Annotated in this window: 15 protein-coding genes and 4 pseudogenes; 12 read left to right on the top strand and 7 right to left on the bottom strand. The window is 68.2% G+C overall.

The features are described from left to right. Positions 1 to 10 precede the first annotated feature (10 nt). Positions 11 to 382 carry a transposase family protein gene (locus tag ACN9M0_RS00305; protein WP_426402817.1) on the bottom strand — a complete coding sequence of 124 codons (372 nt, stop codon included), beginning with the start codon at positions 380 to 382 and terminating at the stop codon, positions 11 to 13. A 586-nt stretch (positions 383 to 968) separates the two neighbouring features. On the opposite strand from ACN9M0_RS00305, the gene ACN9M0_RS00300 reads away from it, so the two are divergent. Beyond that, positions 969 to 2,573, top strand: a complete 1,605-nt coding sequence (locus tag ACN9M0_RS00300) for an FAD-binding oxidoreductase (protein WP_426402816.1) — start codon at positions 969 to 971, stop codon at positions 2,571 to 2,573. A 160-nt stretch (positions 2,574 to 2,733) separates the two neighbouring features. Beyond that, a pseudogene (locus ACN9M0_RS00295) lies at positions 2,734 to 2,832 on the top strand (IS481 family transposase); the annotation flags it as partial. A 28-nt stretch (positions 2,833 to 2,860) separates the two neighbouring features. On the opposite strand, the gene ACN9M0_RS00290 reads toward ACN9M0_RS00295, so the two are convergent. Next, positions 2,861 to 3,166, bottom strand: coding sequence for a hypothetical protein (locus tag ACN9M0_RS00290; protein WP_426402815.1), 306 nt, complete (start codon positions 3,164 to 3,166; stop codon positions 2,861 to 2,863). A 307-nt stretch (positions 3,167 to 3,473) separates the two neighbouring features. Between ACN9M0_RS00290 and ACN9M0_RS00285 the strand changes: the two are divergent. Further along, positions 3,474 to 3,710, top strand: a pseudogene (locus tag ACN9M0_RS00285) (transposase); the annotation flags it as partial. 128 nt (positions 3,711 to 3,838) lie between these two features. Here the strand turns inward: ACN9M0_RS00285 and ACN9M0_RS00280 are convergent. Continuing rightward, on the bottom strand, positions 3,839 to 4,336 hold the full coding sequence (locus ACN9M0_RS00280; RefSeq protein WP_366042878.1) for a hypothetical protein: 498 nt from the start codon (positions 4,334 to 4,336) through the stop codon (positions 3,839 to 3,841). Between the two features lie 191 nt (positions 4,337 to 4,527). Then, positions 4,528 to 4,998 (bottom strand): MarR family winged helix-turn-helix transcriptional regulator, encoded by a 471-nt coding sequence (locus ACN9M0_RS00275; RefSeq protein ID WP_366042879.1) that lies wholly within the window; start codon positions 4,996 to 4,998, stop codon positions 4,528 to 4,530. Positions 4,999 to 5,082: 84 nt separating this feature from the next. On the opposite strand from ACN9M0_RS00275, the gene ACN9M0_RS00270 reads away from it, so the two are divergent. Next, entirely contained in the window at positions 5,083 to 5,460 is a 378-nt protein-coding gene (locus ACN9M0_RS00270) for a VOC family protein (RefSeq protein WP_366042880.1), read from the top strand. Positions 5,461 to 6,163: 703 nt separating this feature from the next. On the opposite strand, the gene ACN9M0_RS00265 is transcribed toward ACN9M0_RS00270, so the two are convergent. Beyond that, a complete protein-coding gene (locus tag ACN9M0_RS00265) occupies positions 6,164 to 6,310 on the bottom strand; it encodes a transposase (RefSeq protein WP_366042881.1) in 147 nt (48 codons plus the stop codon). Positions 6,311 to 7,065: 755 nt separating this feature from the next. Here ACN9M0_RS00265 and ACN9M0_RS00260 point away from each other — a divergent pair. Together ACN9M0_RS00260 and ACN9M0_RS00255 are read left to right on the top strand one after the other, a co-directional pair. After that, entirely contained in the window at positions 7,066 to 7,446 is a 381-nt protein-coding gene (locus tag ACN9M0_RS00260) for a hypothetical protein (protein ID WP_366042883.1), read from the top strand. A 25-nt stretch (positions 7,447 to 7,471) separates the two neighbouring features. Further along, positions 7,472 to 7,936, top strand: a pseudogene (locus ACN9M0_RS00255) (ISL3 family transposase); the annotation flags it as partial. 18 nt (positions 7,937 to 7,954) lie between these two features. Here the strand turns inward: ACN9M0_RS00255 and ACN9M0_RS00250 are convergent. After that, entirely contained in the window at positions 7,955 to 8,524 is a 570-nt protein-coding gene (locus ACN9M0_RS00250) for a YrhB domain-containing protein (RefSeq protein ID WP_426402814.1), read from the bottom strand. A 5-nt stretch (positions 8,525 to 8,529) separates the two neighbouring features. Here ACN9M0_RS00250 and ACN9M0_RS00245 point away from each other — a divergent pair. Both ACN9M0_RS00245 and ACN9M0_RS00240 read left to right on the top strand, forming a co-directional pair. Continuing rightward, positions 8,530 to 8,604: pseudogene (locus tag ACN9M0_RS00245) on the top strand (ATP-binding protein); the annotation flags it as partial. A 690-nt stretch (positions 8,605 to 9,294) separates the two neighbouring features. Next, on the top strand, positions 9,295 to 9,852 hold the full coding sequence (locus ACN9M0_RS00240; RefSeq protein ID WP_426402813.1) for a hypothetical protein: 558 nt from the start codon (positions 9,295 to 9,297) through the stop codon (positions 9,850 to 9,852). A gap of 14 nt (positions 9,853 to 9,866) precedes the next feature. On the opposite strand, the gene ACN9M0_RS00235 is transcribed toward ACN9M0_RS00240, so the two are convergent. Beyond that, positions 9,867 to 10,726 (bottom strand): IS5 family transposase gene (locus tag ACN9M0_RS00235; RefSeq protein WP_426402812.1). Its coding sequence is split into 2 segments (ribosomal slippage): positions 9,867 to 10,372 and positions 10,372 to 10,726, totalling 861 coding nucleotides; the frame shifts between segments, so codons are not numbered across the junction. A gap of 250 nt (positions 10,727 to 10,976) precedes the next feature. Here ACN9M0_RS00235 and ACN9M0_RS00230 point away from each other — a divergent pair. From ACN9M0_RS00230 to ACN9M0_RS00215, 4 genes are all read left to right on the top strand, one after another. After that, a complete protein-coding gene (locus ACN9M0_RS00230; protein WP_426402811.1) occupies positions 10,977 to 11,411 on the top strand; it encodes a hypothetical protein in 435 nt (144 codons plus the stop codon). A gap of 1 nt (position 11,412) precedes the next feature. Continuing rightward, a complete protein-coding gene (locus tag ACN9M0_RS00225; RefSeq protein WP_366042621.1) occupies positions 11,413 to 12,825 on the top strand; it encodes a M64 family metallopeptidase in 1,413 nt (470 codons plus the stop codon). Between the two features lie 77 nt (positions 12,826 to 12,902). After that, positions 12,903 to 16,931, top strand: coding sequence for a glycosyl hydrolase (locus ACN9M0_RS00220; protein ID WP_426402810.1), 4,029 nt, complete (start codon positions 12,903 to 12,905; stop codon positions 16,929 to 16,931). Continuing rightward, entirely contained in the window at positions 16,931 to 17,209 is a 279-nt protein-coding gene (locus ACN9M0_RS00215) for an ABC transporter permease (protein ID WP_366042619.1), read from the top strand. The genes ACN9M0_RS00220 and ACN9M0_RS00215 overlap by 1 nt, the downstream gene beginning before the upstream one ends. Positions 17,210 to 17,311: the final 102 nt, after the last annotated feature.

The raw sequence follows: 17,311 nt of genomic DNA, 5'->3' as shown, positions 1-17,311 counted from the left end.
CGTAACAAGGTCATCCGTCCCGAACTGAAGCCCAGCTGGGCCGCCAGCCGAGCACGGCCCGCCCGGCCAGCGCGAGCCCCACTCGCTCCAGGGCGCGGCTGAGGCGCCTGGTGAACCGCGCGTGCGGGGCAGCCAGCCGGGAGAACGGCTCGGCGAACGTCCGGCGCGGGCAGTCCGCCGAACCGCAAATGAAGCGCCGGACCGTCAGCCGGATCACGAAGCGCAGCTCAGCGAGCGGAAGATCCCTCAGCCTGCGCTGATATCGGTCGTGGATCCGGTCCGAGAGCAGCCGCAGTCCGGACAGGCAGCGCCGACCGCTCGGCCTCTCGCCACCACCTCGACCTTGCCGAACGCGGCAGTAACCGCGCCTCAACCTCCACATCGTCGATCCCGTCGAACACCAGCGAGTCCCAGAATGGTGCATCGGTCTGCATGACCAGCACCATCACCGTCCACAACCGACCGCAGCAGCGAACGACAGACACCTGAGGGAGCGTCACCTCCAGCTGTTGAAGGGCACGGCGTACGCGGTCTCATGCGAACCGTCTCCTCGCAATCGAACATCGAGGTAACACTCCGCGACAGCTCCCCAAGATCTGTGCCAGAACCTGCCTCTCGGCGACAAAGCCAGTCGCCGTATCTTCACGGCCCACGGCATCACCCCCGACCGTCCCCGCCTTCGCGGGGATGGTCCCCGGTCCGAGAACCGTGGAACTCGGGGGTGTCCTGCTCTACGCACCCGTGGGGAGGGGCCCGTCGCCGGAGACAACCCGAGCGCCTGCTCCCCGCGCTCCGGCTCGCCCGCCTCGACCCGGTTCCTCGCTGCCGCGAGCACCGGCTCGGTCTACGACACGGCACGGTCAGGCTGCGCGTGAACTCCCGGAGCGCAAATGCCCACCGAGCGGAACCACTACCCCTCATTCGCACTCTGCCTAAGCGACAGCAAAGCATCGTGAACGGAGGCCGCCATGAACCGGCGCACACTGCTCGCAGCGGGGACCGGCTACACGGCGGCCGTCGCCTGGACGATGGGCCGGGGCAGCGGCCAGGTGAGGGCCGCGCCCACCAGCGGTTCCGCCCCTGTCACCAGCGGGCAACGGCCCCTGGACCCCGCATCTGCTGCAGCTGGGAGGCACGCGGTCGCGCCGCGCGCCGCTGACTGGTCCGGGCTCGACAGGGGCCTGCAGGGCGGTCTGATACGGCCAGGCGATGCCGACTACGCCACCGCCCGCCAGCTGTACAACACGCGCTTCGACAGTCTGCGCCCCGTCGCTGTCGCCTACGTGGCCAACACCGCGGACATTGCCGAGTGCCTGGCCTTCGCACGCCGCCACGGTACCCCCGTCGCCATCCGCAACGGCGGTCACTCCTACACCGGTTGGTCCAGCGGCAACGGACGCCTGGTCATCGACGTCTCTGCGCTGAATTCCATTCGCAGTGACTCCGGCAGCGCCGTCATCGGGGCCGGCGCGAAGCTCATAGACGTCTACACTCGGCTCGGCGCACGAGGCGTCACCATCCCCGGCGGATCTTGTCCCACGGTCGGCATCTCCGGCCTGACGCTCGGGGGCGGCCACGGTGTGGTCTCGCGCTCCTACGGGCTCACTTCCGACAACCTCACCGGCGCCCGCATCGTCACCGCCGACGGCAGGACCCTCGACGTGTCCAAGGACCGGGAGACCGACCTGTTCTGGGCGCTTCGCGGCGCAGGCAACGGAAATTTCGGTGTCGTCACCGAACTCCGGTTCCGCACCCACAAGGCCGCCGACGGCGTCACCGCGTACATGACCTGGCCCTGGTCCAAGGCCGCTGCCGTACTGCGCTCCTGGCAGGAGTGGGGCCCCGCTCAGCCCGACGAGATCTGGTCAGCGCTGCACCTGTCCGCCGTCGCCGGCCGGACCCCCACGATCTCCATCAGCTGCTTCTCACTGGGCACGTACGGCGCCTTGCAGAACGCCGTCGACCGACTGGCGGACCGCGCCGGCGGCCCCGGCGCCGCCTCCCGCATCACCATGCGCCGCCGCGGCTACCTCGACACCATGCGGATGTACGCGGGCTGCGCGACGAAGCCCACCACCCAGTGCCACCTGCCCGGCACAACCCCGGGGCGGCAGCCCACCGGCGTCCTCCAGCGGGAGACGTACGCGGCACGCTCGGACTTCTTCAACCGCTCACTGAGTACCGCCGGCATCCGGTCACTGCTCGACCAGGTCGAACGCCACGGACGCAGCAGCAACAGCGGCGCCGTCTCCATCGCGCTCACCGCCTTGGGCGGCGCCGTCAACCGCGTTTCCCCACAAGCGACCGCCTTTATACACCGCAACTCACGCTTCCTGGCGCAGTACACCGCATCCTGGCCCGCCGGTCACACCGCCGGGCCGGCGGCGGCCTGGCTGGACAGCACACACACCGCGATGCGCCGGCACGCCTCGGGCGCGGCATACCAGAACTACACGGACGCAAATCTGAGTAACTGGCGCTCCGCCTACTACGGCTCGGCCGCTCACCGACTGACTGAGCTGAAGAGGCGCTACGACCCGGGCAGGATGTTCGACTTCCCACAGGCTCTGTGAACCGACGCGAGGTGCCGTCACACAACGGCGCCCCGAGCCACCGCCGCCGGACGCGCGATTCCTCTCCCCGTACCCGCGGTGATAGCCCTCAGCCGATCGGCACCCCGGACCTCGAGTCCAACTGCTTCCCGTTCCGGCGGGGATGGCCCCTCGACCAGGGAACCGCACTCTGCTCGACGAGTGGGCCTACCTGCGGCCCTACACCTCAAACGACGAGCGAACAGCGGCTCTGGCAGACTTCCTCCACGCCTACAACCACCAGACCGGCGCCCTGCCGGCCGGCCGCCTCAGGTCCACTTCGTGCACGAGACCGTGGCGTTCGACCAGTACATGTACTGGCTGATCTGCCGCGTGTATGGGATGCCGGACTGGAAGCACATGGAACGGGAGTAGCCGGCGAACGACGCCTTCATGTAGGCGTCGTTGTAGGCGGAAGATTCGGCCGTCCACGCGCTCGACCCGGTGCCGAAGCCGCTGAAGTACTCGGTCGCGGCGGCCGCCGTGCTGGCCGAGGCCGTAGCCACGCTGCCCAGGCCCATCAGGCCGAGCACTGCGGTGAAGGCGAGAGTCAGACGTACGAAGGATCTCTTCATTCTCGTTTCGTCTCCCTGTTCTGGAGCGTGTCTCGCTCCGGAGGAGAAGCTAACAACGAGTCGGAGTCCACGAAGGAGAGTCCCACAAGAACGCTGAAGAAACCTGGAGCGCTCAACTCCGTTGCAGAAACATTGATTTGGCCGGATCGCGCGGAGGGAGAGAGATCGGAGTGGAGTTCCGCGCGCTACCCACGGGACGGTTCGGGGCCTGTCGCGGCGTCGAGGGGCGGCCAGGCGAGACCCGGGTGTTCCGCGAACACCTCGGCCACGTGCCCGCGCCAGTTCGCGCGGGCGGGCCGGACCTCCGCGCGGCATCCCGCACACGATCCCCGAGCGGGCCGACCAGGTCCGCAACCGGGCCCGGCGAGGCAGCCGAGGCGGCCGCCCGCCTGCCTTCGACCGCGAGGCCTACAAGCACCGCAACGTCGTGGAACGCTGCTTCAACCGCCTGAAACAGTGGCGCGGCATCGCCACCCGCTACGACAAGACCGCCCAGTCCTACGAAGCCGCCGTCACCCTCGCCTCACTCCTGATGTGGGCGTGACACTTGACGACAGAACCTAGAATCGGATCAAAACCATCAAACGAACCATGTATGGCCGGGCCTCGTTCCGGCTCCTGAGGATTCGCTTCCTTACCCGGATCTGAAAGGGCTCGCCCTTCGACCAGCCGTCAGGGCTGCCAGCTGATCTGCCGAGAGAGCCCCTCGAAAAACTCCTGAAGACCGGATGCAGCAAGGTCGAACTGATCGAGCCACGAGGTGGTGGTCGACCTCCAGATCCGTCCGGAGCCGGCCAGTGCGAACAGATGGCCGCCCCCGTCGCTGGCGAATACCAGGGCAGGCTCTTCCCCGTCGATCTGGACGGCCCCGTACTCGCGGAGGTGGTCCGCGACCAGCGAGGCTGGGTGGACGAAGTAGCCGTTCTCCACATCGGGCAAGGAGACCTCGTCGATCACCCAGTACATCGTGGTCAGATCCGAGGGAATCGGTGTCAGCTCCACGAGCGCGTCGGTGGCCTGATGGCTCTCCTCCGACGCGAGCACGACCTTGTTGCTGCCCGGCTCGAAGCCAAACCGCGCCTGGAACGACGCCATCAGCTTTGCGAGCGCCGAATCCGCCTGCTCGCACCAGCCGCGAAGCCACTCGGCATCAAGCCGATCGTCAGTCACGGTCAGTCCCTTTCGCCTCCGCCGCGACCCGCCCGCGCGAGTCCGGAAGAACCTACAGGAGCGTTCACGCAGATCTGGTCAGAGCCTTGAGAATCCCCACCCCCTGCTCAGGGATTCCCCAGATCTACTCACCTTGCCTCCTCACCCACAGGTTGCCTCCCCACCCACAGGCGATCCGTCTGCGCACCGGTTCATCCGCCGAGTGTCTCTGCCATCCGGTTCAGGTCGGTGAGAAGAGCGGTGAGGCGCTTTGGCGGGACGGCGTCGGCCAGCTGCTGGTCGATGGCGTAGACGGCGGTGCGTGCCGCGGCGAGGCGGCGGTGGCCGTCTTCGGTGAGGTGGGCGGGCAGGGCGCGGCCGTGGTCGGCGGTGGCCGCGCGGGTGATGAGGCCGGCGTCCTGCAGTCCGCGCAGGACGACGTTCACGGACTGCCGGGTGACGAAGGTGCGGCGGGCCAGTTCGGCGTTGGACAGCCCGGGGCGCTGGTCGAGCAGTTCGAGACAGGCGTACTGCGGCACGGTCAGGCCGTACTCACGCAGGGCCCTGTCCATCGCGCCGCGCAGGGCGGCCGCGGCTCGCTTGAGGCGGTAGCCCAGTCGCTCGGTCACGTCGGCGGTTCCGTCGTCGGGCGGGGTCGGGTCGGTGGTTGTCTCATCCCTCATGTCAGGAGTTTGACATAGCTGAGCGGAGACGCCTACCGTCTCTTATGTCAAAGTCCTGACATCACGTACGGCTGAGGAGCACCCATGACCACCAATATTTCCGTCGCCGGGCCGGACTTCATCGCGCTGCAGACGCGTGACGTCGATGCGGCTGCGGCCTTCTTCGAGACGCACCTCGGGCTGCACCGGGCGCCCGCCTCGCCCCCCGGCGCCGTGGTGTTCACCACCGAGCCGATCGCGTTCGCCGTCCGCGAGCCCCTGCCAGGCGTGGACCTCGACAGCGTGGAGCGGCCCGGCCTCGGCGTCTCACTGTGGTTCAAGACCAGCGACGCCGAGACCCTCCACGACCGTCTCCAGGCCGCCGGGATCCCCATCGTCAGGGAGCCGGAGGACGGCCCGTTCGGAAGGATGTTCACATTCCTCGGCCCCGAGGGCTACGCCATCACCGCCCACGGGAACTGACCGTGTACGCCTTCACCATCACCCCGCAAGGACCGTTCTCCCTCGCAGCCGGTCTCGGCTTCCTGAAGGGCTTCACCCCCGCCAGGTATCACGACACCGCACAAGACCAGGCGCTGTGCCTGGCGTTCCCCACCGACGACGGTCACTCGACCGTAGGCGTCGAGGTGAGGCAGGCGGACGGCCCGCAGGGCACCGTGGAGGCGGAGGCGATCGTGCACACTGGCCTGCCCCGCGAGGGGCGGGCCGGAACGGCCACAGAATCCAAGCCCGTTCCGCCTTCCCCCAGGTGGATGCGGTGCGCGGGCTGGGGATGTCGGCGCGGACCGGTTCGGCCGTCCCTACGCGGAGCTTGCAAGGTGGCGGCGCAGGACTTGGGTGCTGCCGGTGTGGCCTGCGCGGGCGGATCTCGTGGAAGAGCCGGGTGCCGCTGGCGCATCCGGCGGTGAACCGGCTGTTCAGATGGGGCTTGAACGGCTCCAGGAGCCTGGCCTTGTGGATGCCGAAGTCCCCCGCGGAGGCGAGGAGTTCATCCAGGGGCGTGGTCTTGAAGCGGCGCACGGTCTAGCGGTCCAGGTCGAGGTGGCGGGCAGATGGCGCTGATCGTCCAGTTCTGCTCCAGCAGCCGGTGGATGTCCGTGTAGCGGGCGCGTGTGCGCTCGACGAGAGGCGTACGGATGATCTCCGCGCCGGGATGTTCACGCAGTCAGGCGGCGAAGGTCTCGGAGGGAGGGTCCGGGAGCACGTCCACGACGCGGCCGGTCTCGATGTCAACGAGGACGGTCCCGTAGGTGCGGCCCCTGCGGAACGCGAACTCGTCGACGCCCAGAACCCACGGCGCCCGTTCTGGCACTTCGGGCGCTTCCAGCAGCCAAGGAGACGGGTCCGGCCTGCGGCGATGCTGAGCTTGTGGCACAGCCGTTCGCCGGCCCGGCCGCCAAGCTCGGTGGCGACGGCCCGCAGCCACTGCCTCAGTCCGACGCTGGAGCGTACGTGGCGCTCACTCAGCCCGGGGACCTGCTCGACGAAGGTCGTCCGCCGGCACCTGGCGCGGTCGCGGAAGAAGCGCCGCACTCGAAGGCGCATCGCCAACTTCCTTCCAGCAAGCGGCCGTTCTGCCAGCGTCCGCCAGTGGGAGAAGTGTCTCCGTCTCCCCAGGCTTCCGCAGCCCGGGCAACGGGCCGCATGCGGCAACCCCCACCAGCACGACCTCTGGACCAGCAGTCAGCCGTTCCAGTTCGACATCGACTCCGGGGAACAGAACATCTTCGATCGAGCGGAGAGCCACGCGCACGTCATCCCGCAGGGAAACGATCTTGCATGCATGCCGTTGACCTGGGATTTCACGGAACTCCGGTCAGAGTCAAAATTCGAGATCGGCATCAGTGGTCACGGAGGGCTCTATGGCGCGCTCGCCCAGGGCCGGGTCGACGCGGACAGGGTGCACTGAGATCCCGAGCCGAGCGTTCTCACTCGACGTGGCAACCTCACAGCCCGACGCGAGATCCACGGCCAAGCTCCATGCGACGGGACAGGTGTAGCTGTAGAGGGCCTCGCCTGGGACACTTCAGCCCTTGACGAGGAGATCAGATGGTCTATACAGAACCCATGGCGCGAGCCGTCGTGGAACCGGCCGTACGCGAGCTGATGCACCAGTGCGCTGACGGCCAGGAGCCCTCCACGACGGTTACCTTCCGCGGAGACGACTTCAACATGTGTGCCCACGTTCGGGCATGTCTGACGTCGCCCGGACAGGTCAAGGTCTCGTTGGCCTGTTGGGTCGTCAACATGGACTTGGCCCGCTACTTCGGCAGCAACCCACCGAGTGAGGACGAAACCCGTCTGCCCCCAGAAGGCACAGCCACGCCGGACGCGTCACTCACCAGCCGCGTGATCGGCCACCTGGCCACCCGTATGAACGCTCTCGATATCCCTCAACCGGACCATGACGGCCACCTCGCCATCACCGTCCCCCTCGCCTCCCCATAGCAGCCGATCAGAGACGGCTGCGCTCGGTGACAACAACCGTGTTCGCGCCTACCTGCACGTCAAGCGCACCTCGCCACGACAGGTGACCGCCCGGCCGCCCTCGCCCCGGGCTGTTGCCGGATGGATCCTCCGGCACCCGGACACCCTCACCGAATCGGAGCAGATCCAGCTCAGGGCCGTCCGGATACACTGCCCCGAACTGGACGCTCTCACGCGCCACGTCCGATCCTTTGCGAGCATGCTCACCGGCCGCCAGGGAGAGCGTCTACCAGACTGGCTCGACGCCGTCCGGCAGGAGGACCTGGCCAGCCTCCATTCGCTCGCCGCTGGCATCGACCGGGACCGCGATGTTGTCATCGCCGGCCTCACCCTGCCCTGGAGCTCGGGCGTTGTCGAAGGTCATGTCAGCCGGATCAAAATGCTCAAGCGCCAGATGTTTGGCCGTGCTGGCTTCTCGCTCCTGCGTAAGCGAGTTCTCCTTGCTTCGTGAGGGCAGCTGCTGATGCGGTCAGGCACCTCGACGGTTCTCGGCTCTGCGGATGGTCACTACGGACAAGAACGGGTCGGTAGGCGGCGCCAGCTCCCTGGAGGAGACCTCTACGAGGTGCGCCGGAGCATCGCCGTGTTGCAAGGCGGTCACGTACTCGATGATCTGAGCGTGGGAGAGCACTGGCACTTTTTGGCGAAGGGTGTGCATGGCATGCACCCTCCCGCGAGCGTCTGCCACCGCCCGGACCTCATCGTGCAGATCGTCCACTGCGGTCCGCGTGACCTGCCTTCGAATGCGGACTCGGTAGTCCGCCTCCCACGCGTCCGTTACTGCGGAGACGACACCGATCTGGTGCAGGCTTCCGTCGACGCGGTCAACAAGGTACGGTCCGTTCCCGGCCAGCGCGAAGTCCGGGTTTCGGGTGCGCAGATACTCCTCAGATGTCCAGGAAACGATCCATACCAGCTCATGCTGCTCTACATGCGACACAGCCATGCGTATCGGCTCAAGCCCGAGCGGCAGCTCTCGCTGGTAGTCGCGTTCCAGCTCTTCCTCAACGATCTGAACCGCAGCATCTCGTTCAATCACTTTGGGCCGAGGTCGTCGACACCACACACCTGACGCCCGCCCAGGCCGCCCTGCAGATCGCAGAGGCCGTCGAGAGCTGACGAAGAACGACCTGCCGACGTCAAGCCTCGCAGGTGCCGAGAAGCCTGCCCATGTGACAACCAGCGTGCTTCGGCTCAATCGGGAAACGGTCAACACCTCACGAACCGCCCTCTCAGAGGCATAACGCTCGCGGGCCGCCACCGGATCAGCGGCGGGCCCCTCAGGCCACGGTTCCATCATCCCCGCCGATTCCGTTCGACGGAGCCTATCGCCTGGGTTACTTCTCATACGGAGATTGTCTGGATGTACCAGCACGTCGTCGGCCGCGGCATGGAGGCCGAACTCCTTGGTGAGGCCGAGCGCTCCGGGCTGCGGGTGAGCCGTCTGCTGGGCGGGTTTCTGCGCTCCCGTCCCATGCCGATCTCGGCCACGCCTGTCTCCTGGAAGGCGGCCGCTTCGCCGGCGCACAGGAACCGGGCGGGGCCCGGGGGCGGGGGAGTGGCGGGGCGGCGGAGAGCGCGCTGAAGCGCTCCGCGCGTACACCTGGACCGACCGCACCGCCCGTCACGCCTTCTACCGGTCACCGGGCCGCCCGAACGGACGAGGCGCATCGGACAGGACATTGTTCGAGCCTTTGGTGCCGGCGGGCTGGGCTAGGGCCTGTCTCTTGGAAGTGCGGTGCGCAGGGTGCTGCATGTTGGATCGATATCCTGTGTCGGCGTCGGCGGCAGGGTGCGAAACTTCGGGCGATGACCTCACCCGAGCTCAGTGACCTGGACTATCTCCGGGAGATCGAGCGCCTCGCCAACCGCGTCAGTGTGGAGGCATCCAACGAAGGATGGCTCTCGTTCCAGGCAGACCCGGAAGCGGCGACACCATTCCAGCGCAGCGTGAATGTGCTTGCTCGGGCTCTGCGCCACTACCACTTCGAGGGTGACGGCTGCCTGGATGAGGACCGGCCTTTGGTCCGCCTCGTCGGAGCCTCGGTGCTGAAGCCCGGGGTCATGCCGGCCGCGGTGGAGGAAGCGTACGAGGAGGCGTGTGCACGGATCGGCGTCGACCCCAGGCCGGAGGGCTGGGCACTGTGGAACACCTGGAGCGACGGGGACGTGAAGGTGACCATGGTGGTGTCCGCGGTCGAGACGACTGAGGGGCTGTTCCAGAACTGGGCGCGTGGAAGGGCACTCGACCCGGTGTCACCGTTGCCCTCCCAGATCGCCCACGTCCGCCGGGGATGGATAGGGCCGATGACGTTCTCACCTCGCGGCGTCAACCGCACGGGCCTTGGCGGTCGGCCACTGTCCTAGGCTCTGACTCTCGGTCAGAGCCGTGTCCACATGAGAATCGCACCGAGGTGCAGTGCGGCCTGGTAGGCGATGGCGAGCTTGTCGGTTCGCATGGCCAGACCACGCCACTGCTTGAGCCGATTGATACACCGTTCGACGGCATTGCGCTGCTTGTATGCCTCAGCGTCGAAGCCGGGCGGGCGACTACCGGCGCGACCTCGCCGCAGTCGGTGACCGACCTGGTCGGCGGGCTGCGGGATCACGGCACGGATACCTCGCCGCCGGAGATGCTCACGGATCGCGCGAGATGAATACGCGCGATCTGCCAGGACGGCATCCGGCCGGGTCCGCGGTCTGCCCGGCCCACCTCGCGGAACACGGATGCCTGCCATGACCACCTCGAAGGCCGGCGCGTCGCCCGCCTGGCCTGCGGAGACATGGAGGACCAAGGGTCGTGCATGGCTGTCGCTGACGAGATGGACCTTCGTACTCAGGCCGCCGCGCGAACGTCCGAGAGCATGGTCATCGGGCTCGGCCCGAAACGGCGCCCCCTTTTCCTGGCTCCGGCGGCGTGCTGGTGAGCCCGGCAGACGGTGGAGTCCACAGACACAGTCCAACCGATGTCGTCAGCACCGTCGGCCGATGCCAGGAGCGCGGCGAGAATACGTTCCCAGGTGCTGTCCACGGCCCACCTGAGCAGACGTTTGTGAGCGGTCTGGAATGAGCCCAGCTCCTCCGGCAGGTCCCGCCAGGGCGAGCCGGTGCGGTACTTCCACGCGATGGCCTCCAGGGTTCGACGATGGTCGGCCCATCGCCGATCACGGACCGGATCGGCCGGCATCAACGGCTCGATCCGGTCCCACATCGCATCAGTAATCACCAACCGGACAGACATGTCCGATCAACCGACGAGCAGATCAAGGAGAAACGCTCTAGACCGGCCTCGGTGCACACGGGGGAGCTACCGCCCGGAGCGTCACCCGTTCAGCGTAGTTCGGTCGTCTCCTGCTCACCGGCCGGCGCGTTGCTGTCCGGCCCGCCACGGCTTGCGGAGGGGGTCCTGTGGTGTGGCGCGCCTCGTCCGATGGTGGTCCGGTGGACGTGACGACGGTGTCCGGGAAACCGGATCCGAGGAGGCGTACCTGATGAGCGGTGCGATACGGCTCACCTTCGAGTACCGGGGCCAGCACATCGAGCTGGTCGCCAGTGAGCATGTCGACCTGGTGATTCCGGGCGGCCTGGCGGGACAGCTGGGCTTGGCGGTCGGCTTGGCCCCGGCCGGCCCCACCGAAGAGCCGGGCGTCTCGGTCGGCTACCGGGTGGACCTCTTGAACGCGCGCGGACAGCGGATCCACAGCCGTCCGCTGGACAACCCGATCATCGAAGAGGCGGAGGTCCCTTCCGCCGATCCGGACCGTCCCTTCACGCACCAGCCGGTCTCCCAGCCCAAGGGACGCTTCTTCGTCCTGGTGCCTGCATTGGCAGAGGCCAGGGAAGTGGCGCTGCTGCGCATCACCGTAAAGACGCATGCGGTCGCCCGGTATCCACTGGGACACGGCGCCGAGGGGGGTGGATCCTGAAATGGGTACCGGCGACGGCACCGTCCTCGGCACGACGCTGCTCCACAACAGCGGCCCGGCCGCCTCGCGGTGGAACCTCGTTCTGCTCTCGGAGGGCTACAAGAGCAGCGAGATGACCCAGTGGCACACGGACGCGCAGTTCTTCGTCAGCCAGCTCTTCGCCATGCCACCGTTCAACGAGCCGGCGGTCCAGGGCCGGATCAACATCCACCGCGTGGACGTCACCTCCACCGACAGCGGCGCCGACGACCCCGCGCCCTGCGGCGGGACGGGAGCCACTCCGAAGACCTATTTCAACGCCACGTACTGCTCCGGCGGACTCGACCGACTGCTGACGGCCGACACTGCGATCGTGCAGGGCGTGCTCAAGGCCCAGGTTCCTTCCTGGCATCAGGCGATCGTGGTGGTCAACAACACCAAGTACGGAGGATCGGGTGGCGCCATCGCCGTGAGCTCGACGGCCACCAACTGGGTCACGGTCGCCGCGCACGAACTGGGACACTCCGCGTTCGGACTCGCCGACGAGTACGAGTCCTGGGCCGGTTGTGGCAGCGGGGAGACCGGACGCGACTCCTACAGCGGCATCGAACCGACCGCGCCGAACATCACCCTCGACACCGGCCGCACCACGATCAAATGGTTGGCGCTGGTCCAGGCGACGACGGCGATGCCCACGTCCAAGAACGCCGACTGTGCGCTGTGCGACCCGCAGGCCAACCCCGTGGCCGCGGGCACGATCGGCGCCTTCGAAGGCGCGGGCAACTACCACTGCGGTCTGTACCGGCCGGCGTTCAACTGCATGATGCGCAACCTCACCCCGTTCTGCGCCGTGTGCCAGCGCGTGATCCGCCGCACGCTGCTCCCGTTCGAATGGAACCTGCGCGCGGCGGACGTGACGTCCACTATCATCGAGTGCGTGTTCGCGCCCTCGGGCGCGCCCGTGCCGAACGACATCGCCCCAGCCATCCAGATCGCGGGCGCCACGGGATCGGGTTCGCTCCAGTCGCGTCTGTACCCGCATGGTGTCGCCGGCTCGGTCGGCGCGGGCCGCTACCCGTACGAGTACCGCGTCGACATGACACCGGTCTCGGGGCCGCTGCCGGCCGCGGCCGTCCGCACGCTCAGCCTCGACTTTGGGCCCGTCAGCCGTATCAACTACGACGGAACCGGCGGATCGGACCTCTTCGTCATCACGCAAGGCGGACCCGGAACGGTCCGGCCCACCTCCGTCACCCAGCGGGAGAACCGCCTCACCATCGCCTTCGGCGCCCCCGGTGTCGCGGCCGGCAACAGCAGCTTCACCATCGGCCTCACATCGGACCATCCGCCGCGCGACACCACCGCGCAGGTCACCGACGGGGCCGGGAACACCCACACCATCGCCACCCGCGCCCCGGCGTTCCCTCAACCCTAGAACCCCGACGTCGAGTCCCGTTCAAACATTGAAACTTGCACAGGAACTGCCTCTGACCTGCGTCTATCGTGAGATTCATGGACGGCTACGGAAGCACCACCGGCCGGTCCGACGGTGGACCGGTCGCCACCCCTCACCTCGAAGTCAGCCTCCCCGAATGCAGGCAGGGCATGCCGCTCGAGATCCGCGGGACGAGCTGGCAGAGCTGGCCGGTCCGGCTGTCGGTCGACGGGCAGGCGGTCCTGCCCGACCGTGTACTACAGGGGCTGACCGTGCCCGATCCCGCCCGGGACAAGGGCGAGGCGGTCCGCCCGGACGGCACCGGGGTCTTCCTCTGCCGGCTCTCGACGCTACGGATGGAGCCGGGCGAGCACCACATCGGGGCCACGTACGCCGAAACCGGGGAGGGGTACGCGCAGGACGGGTATGAGGGCAGCGCCCACACGCAGGTGGTGGTCAGGGCGCGCGAGCAAGCGCGAGGCGGCGAGGTCCCGCCGCCGGACCTCGATGACGGGCAGGGAACCGGCGCCGGTGAGGAGCCGGAGGCGAGCGACAGCGCCTTCGAGCGCGAGCGATTCCACTGGGAGCGCCGCTTCGGCCACCTCGGCCGCATCCCGCCCGGCGCTCGGGAGACGCAGATTTCACAGGTCAGGGCGCTCCGGGAGCGTCGGGACCGCATCGAGGCGGGCCTTCTGGCCACGGCGGGCCAAGACCCGGGCACCTTCCCGCCGCCGCCGGTGACGGGCGACACCAACTGGACGCCGATGGGTCCCGGCCCGGTGGTGTCCTTCGGCACCGGCTACAGCGGCCGCGCCCTCGCGATCGCCATCGACCCCACCGACCCCAAGACGGTGTACCTGGGCACGGCGAACGGCGGCGTGTGGAAGAGCACGGACCGCGGGCTGACCTGGACCCCGAAGTCAGACTTCCAACACAGCCTGGCGATCGGCGCCCTGGCCGTCGACCCCAACGACCATCTCCACATCGTCGCGGGAACCGGTGAGTTCCAGTCCTCGGCCGACACGTACTACGGCAACGGGCTGCTGAGTTCCTCCGACGGCGGCGACACCTGGACAAAGCTGGCGACGGCGCGCTTCGAGCAGGCCGAGATCACCCGCCTGGTGTTCGATCCGACGGACTCCACGGGCAAGGGCCTGCTGCTGTCCTCCAGCATCGGTGTCTTCGAGAGCACCGACGGCGGTGTGGACTGGACGCTCCGCACGGGCCCCGGCCTGTTCACCGACATGGTGGTCCTCCGTGTGCCGGGCCCCCAGGGCACCGTCAAGGTCATCGCCGCCGCCTTCGGCCAGGCCCTGTGGACGAGCACCAGGACCAACGGGACGTGGTCCGCCTGGACGGTGATCAACAGCCCCGAGCTGCCCGTGGCCGTCACCTTCGACCGGGTGGCGCTGACGCAGCAGGCGGAAAACCCCACCGTGATTCTCGCCCTGTTCGCCTGGTACCCCGGCTTCGTCGCGCTCGCCAGGACGACGGACGGGGGCGCCACGTGGTCGGCGGTTCCGATGCGCCTCGGCTACCCGGCGGCGCCGACGACATCCGTGAGTGCGGGGCACGACCATGAGTTCACCGTGCCCGCCTCGGACATGACGGCGGCGACGGCGCCCCACACGTACACGAGCTCGGCGACCGGAACCCCCGCCCACGCACACACCGTGTCGTTTACGGCGCAGCAGTTCGCACGTCTGGCCGGCGGCGGACGGGTGACCCTGACCACCGACGATGTCGCGGGTCACACCCACACGGCCACCTTCGGCTTCACCAACCAGAGCTGGTGGGCCCTCAACGTGGCCGTGCACCCGACCGATCCCAACATCGTGTTCGTGGCCGAGCGCAGCCTGTGGCGCTCCAGCACAGGTGGCGGCGTCTTCGACTACGTCGCGAACGTCCACGACGACCACCACGCGCTCGTCTTCGATCCCGTCAACCCCGCGACCTGCTGGGAGGCCAACGACGGCGGTATCCAGATCTCCACGGATACCGGAGTGACATGGAGCCACCGCAACCGCGACCTGGCGACGCTGCAGTTCGAGTCGCTCTCCCTCCATCCCGAATGGGAGAACGTCATGCTGGGCGGCACCCAGGACAACGGCGTCCAGCGCTACGCGGGGACTCCGGCCTGGACGCTGTCGAGGGGTGGGGACGGCGGCTTCACGGCGATCGACCCATCGAAGCCCACACGGATGTTCATGCAGTACACCCACGCGAGCATCCTGCGGTCCGACGACGCCGGCGCTTCGTGGAACACGAAGAACAGCGGGATCGCCGACGCCGACGTCGAGTTCTACGGCCCGTTCGCGCTGGACCCGGCCACCCCCACGACCTGCTACTACGGCGGCGGAATGCTCTGGCGCAGCGCGAACAGCGGGGACACCTGGTCTGCGGTCTCGGCGGCGCCGGTCAAAGCGATCACGGCGATCGCCGTCCATCCGACCGACAGCACCATCGTGTACGCCGGAACGAAGGACGGGCACGTCTACCAGTACCGGCGTACCGGAACGACATGGAACCCCGCGGACGTGACGCGCACCGATCTGACCGCCGCGCCCCTCCCTGCGGTGTGGATCTCGGACATCGCCGTCGACACCGCGGGCAATCTCTGGGTGACGATCGCGGGCCTGCTGAGCTCCGAGGAGACCGGCGAGTTCATCAACGATCACGTCTACCGGTGGTCCGCCACCGACAAGGTGTGGACCTCGCGCTCCCACGGCCTGGCGCAGGCCAATCCCATCAACACGATCGTCATCGACCCCACCAACAGCAACCGGCTCTTCTGCGGCGGTGACCTCGGCGTCTTCCGGACCGAAGACGCCGGCCTGACCTGGCTCCCGTGGGACCAGGGCCTGCCCAACTCCCCGGTGTTCGACCTCGTCCTGCACGCCAAGAGCCGGCTGCTGCGCGCGGCCACCCACGGCCGGAGCGTCTGGGAGCGCCCCGTCGACGCGGCGCAGACGAAGATGGTCGACCTGTACGTGCGCGACACGGTCCTCGACTCCGGACGGGTCCAGCCGTCCCCCTCGGGCGTCGCGGACCCCTTCGACCCGAGCGCCACGCCGGGCGTGATGTGGTGGTGGCAGAGCCCGGACATCGTCGTGGACGCCCCGGAGCCGAACTACCAGACGGCCACCCCGGTCGGCGACTACGTGGCGCTGACCACGATCGCCCACCGGAGCGCTCGTCGGGACCGCCTGAACCGCTTCTACGTCCAGGTGCACAACCGGGGCGTGAGCGCGGCGACGAACGTGCGCGTGCGGGCGTTCCTGGCCGACGCCTCCGCCGGCCTGCCCGGGCTGCCCCCGGACTTCTGGTCCGGCGGCAGGCCCTTCGACGCCGATCCCACGGCCACGGCGTACACGCCGCTCGGCCCGGCCAGGACTTTCGCGCGGCTGGAGGCGGCGGAGCCGGGCGTGGCCGAGTGGGACTTCCTCGTCCCGTCCACGGCCGCCTCACACTCCTGCATCCTCGCCGTCACCACGTGCGACGAGGACCCCCTCCAGGCCGCCCAGATCTTCGACGTGGGGACACTGGTGACCTCGAGGAAGCATGCCACGCTGAAGAACCTCCAGGTGGAGAACGCCCTGCCCGGCGGTGTCACACCGTCCAGGGCCTTCGTCGTCATGCTCAACAACTTCGAGCAGACCGCCCAGCCTTTCACCGTACGGTTCGACTGGGCGAACCTGCCCGCGGGGACCCGGCTCTACATCACCTTCGAGAAGCTCGGGAACGCTCAGGGACCGCAGCCCGGCCACGGAGTGGAGCAGCTGCAGAACGCGGGCCAGTTCCTCCCGGCCACCTTCACCGATCGCAACGGACAGGTGCGCAAGTTCGACTTCGCGCGCTCGTTCGTGATGAAGCCCGACGAACACCGCAAGAACGTACTGAAGGGCGTGCACATCGATCCTGAGAGCGGCTCGCGCGGTCTCGCCGTAAACGTCCGGCTGCCCGAGGCAGTGGCCGACCGCCCGGTGGAGTTCCACGTCCTGCAGGAGTTCCAGGACAAGCTGCTGGGCGGCAGCACCTACGTCGTCCGGCCCACCCATCCCGATCCCGCGAATCCGTCGGGCGCCCAGACAGGGGAGGCCCCGTGATGTCCCTTCAGCACCCACGCCACCCCGAGCCCAGCACGCTCCGCCCCCGCTTCTGGACGGAAGTGGTCCTGGGATCCCTGTCCGGACTGCTCTTCGTGATCACCCTCGTCCGGCGCGACTGGATCGAGGTCCTCTTCGACGTTGAACCCGATGCCGGAAGCGGAGCCCTTGAGTGGCTCATCGTGGCGGTCACGGCCCTGGTCGCCGTCCTGTGCGCCGTCGGTGCGCGGGCGGAATGGCGCCGAGCGCACCCGGCCGGCGCGCGCACCGCGCGATGAGAGGACCGCAGGCGACAACGCCCATGCGGCAGGCTGCTGCCTGATGACGCCGCCTCCGCTCTCTTCCAGGTTTTCAACCAGAGGTATCGGAAGTCGAGCAGC

This window comes from Streptomyces sp. R-07 (genome assembly GCF_049913175.1).
GTDB lineage: Bacteria > Actinomycetota > Actinomycetes > Streptomycetales > Streptomycetaceae > Streptomyces.
This window is presented reverse-complemented; position numbering and strand designations above follow the sequence as displayed.